The sequence below is a fragment of the Streptomyces sp. NPDC002265 genome, assembly GCF_040296125.1.
Lineage (GTDB): Bacteria > Actinomycetota > Actinomycetes > Streptomycetales > Streptomycetaceae > Streptomyces.
In genome coordinates this window covers 1-1,920 of the sequence record NZ_JBEOWS010000660.1, presented here as the reverse complement: position 1 = coordinate 1,920, position 1,920 = coordinate 1, and the positions used below count along the sequence as shown (strand labels likewise).

The window sequence follows — 1,920 nt, the reverse complement described above, 5'->3', positions numbered from 1 at the left end:
CCTCCACCCCCCCCCCCGCCCGCCCCCCCACGTTCTTTAAGGCTGCCGGGCCCCCCCCCACACCAACCCTGGGGGGGCGCCGCCGGGCACCCCGCCCCCCCCCCACCTTCATGTCAGGCTCAGAGCGAGCTGCACTCCACGCTTTCGAGGGTCTGCGATCGCTTCCTCCCCAGAGACTGCCGCGATGCTAGCGACAGGTACGGACACCGGCTGGGTCGCCCACGCGGTCGGTGTAGCGACTTTGACCTGGAGTTTCAATGACTCAGTCAAGCGCCGCTGCCTGGGGCTTGGAGCACTAGTTCGGAAGATCGCGTATGCGGACCGGGGCTGATCTGGCAGGTCGCTGACGCGCTGGTCTTCGGGTCCCCGTCCGGTGTTCCCCGCCACTCCCCGCCGGTCGCCGCTCGATCGGGCACGCGGAGGGCACGGGGCCGGGCCTCCCGCTCGCTGCCGTGTGATCTACGACTCACCCCGGCCGGGGATGCACATCATGCGGTGAGCCGGCACCACGGGTTCGCCCGGTAGCGGATCGATTCCACGGACCCGTACAGCCACGATATCCGCGGGGATGGGGGATCGGCCCGGAAGCCTCGTCAAACGCCATCTGAAGGCCTCTGGGACGTCTTTGGCGGGCAACTCCACCATGGAGAGACTGACCCACCGGTCGTAGTTGGTGGGATACACGCGGATCAATGCTCCGCATTCGGGGCAAAGTGGTGGCTCGATCCATGTCACGTCGTCGGGGTCAGGATCCGGTCTGGGTGCGGCTGTGGCCCCATCGGCTTCGGCCATCTCGTTGGCGAAGGTGTTCCAGCACCTCTCGCAGTAGCTCGCCATGAGGCCGAACCGTCCGCGCTCGCGCACGGTGTGGTTGGTCTCCCCGCAGCGATGACATGCCAACTGGTCACGATCCCGAATCGCCCCCATGTGTTTGAGTGTGAGCGAATCTGACCGGATCCCAGTAGGTCGCGATTTGGCCTCATTTGGCGATCAGGGGCGCTGGCGGCCATCCAGGCGTGGTGACGGGCTCGACCTGAGCCGGCGCCTTGGGATGCCACCCCTCGAAAAGAGCTGGAGAGTCAGTGTCTGGGTCGGTAGGTTCTGCCTGGCCATGAGTCGTTTAGCGGCCTAAGACGTCGCGCTCGGGTTCGCCCCGACGCGGAAACCCCGGTTCGAATCCGGGCCGTGGCCACCCTCTGCACGGCCACCCCTTCCTGGTCGCGGCTCTTCGTGTCGCCTGTACCAGGCGCACGCTTTCCAAGTCTGTTGATGCCGCAGAGGGCGTGTACGACGCTGTTCACCTGCGTTCGCGCCGGGTCAGCGACACATCCGGTACTGGCTACGGTTCCGTCCTGAACCCTCGCGAACGGCGCTGAATGAGACGGAAACTGAGACGGGGGCTCCGATGGCACGAGTAGAGGCTGAGCTGTTCACCGATGGCGGCAACGACGCCGTGGTACGCCTCCCGGGACGCAACTTCCCCGGAGTCTTGATCCAGGGAGACACCCTCAGCATCCTCCAGGCGGACGTGGCCGAGCTCGTCGAGCTATGCGCCGCCGGCGACGTGGAGGAGGCCCAACACGTGGCGAGCCTGATTCATGCCGATCTGGGCGCCAAGCTCGTGCGCTACACCGAAGCGCTCGAAGCCCACGGGATCTCCCGGCCCTTCTGATCCGTAGCTCTAGCCGGATCGGTCAACGACGGTCATACCGGCCGCCCCGAGGCGCCGGAGGGACGCTACCGGCCAGGGTCGTCTGCTGAGGTTGCGGTACGGAGCTGCTGTACAACTGCACCGCGGGCGCTCAGTGGCCTCATGGTGCACCATGAGGCGTCGGTCGGTTCCGCTGGGAGGATCGGATGTCGTCGCTCGACCGCCTCAGGGCGCTCCTGGGTGAGCCGGTGACTTGGGGTTGGGCCAGG

At 66.8% G+C, this 1,920-nt stretch carries 2 protein-coding genes and 1 tRNA gene; 2 read left to right on the top strand and 1 reads right to left on the bottom strand.

What is annotated here, in order from left to right:
• Positions 1–459: 459 nt before the first annotated feature.
• Positions 460–792 (bottom strand): DUF6083 domain-containing protein, encoded by a 333-nt coding sequence (locus ABT085_RS46045; protein ID WP_351623148.1) that lies wholly within the window; start codon positions 790–792, stop codon positions 460–462.
• 315 nt (positions 793–1,107) lie between these two features.
• Here ABT085_RS46045 and ABT085_RS46040 point away from each other — a divergent pair.
• A tRNA-OTHER gene (locus tag ABT085_RS46040) sits at positions 1,108–1,192 on the top strand.
• A gap of 213 nt (positions 1,193–1,405) precedes the next feature.
• Positions 1,406–1,672, top strand: coding sequence for a DUF6959 family protein (locus ABT085_RS46035; protein ID WP_351623146.1), 267 nt, complete (start codon positions 1,406–1,408; stop codon positions 1,670–1,672).
• Positions 1,673–1,920: the final 248 nt, after the last annotated feature.

Coding starts and splice junctions, on each gene's coding strand:
- ABT085_RS46045 (WP_351623148.1), bottom strand. CDS start 792: ATGGCCGAAGCCGATGGGGCCACAGCCGCACCCAGACCGGATCCTGAC.
- ABT085_RS46035 (WP_351623146.1), top strand. CDS start 1,406: ATGGCACGAGTAGAGGCTGAGCTGTTCACCGATGGCGGCAACGACGCC.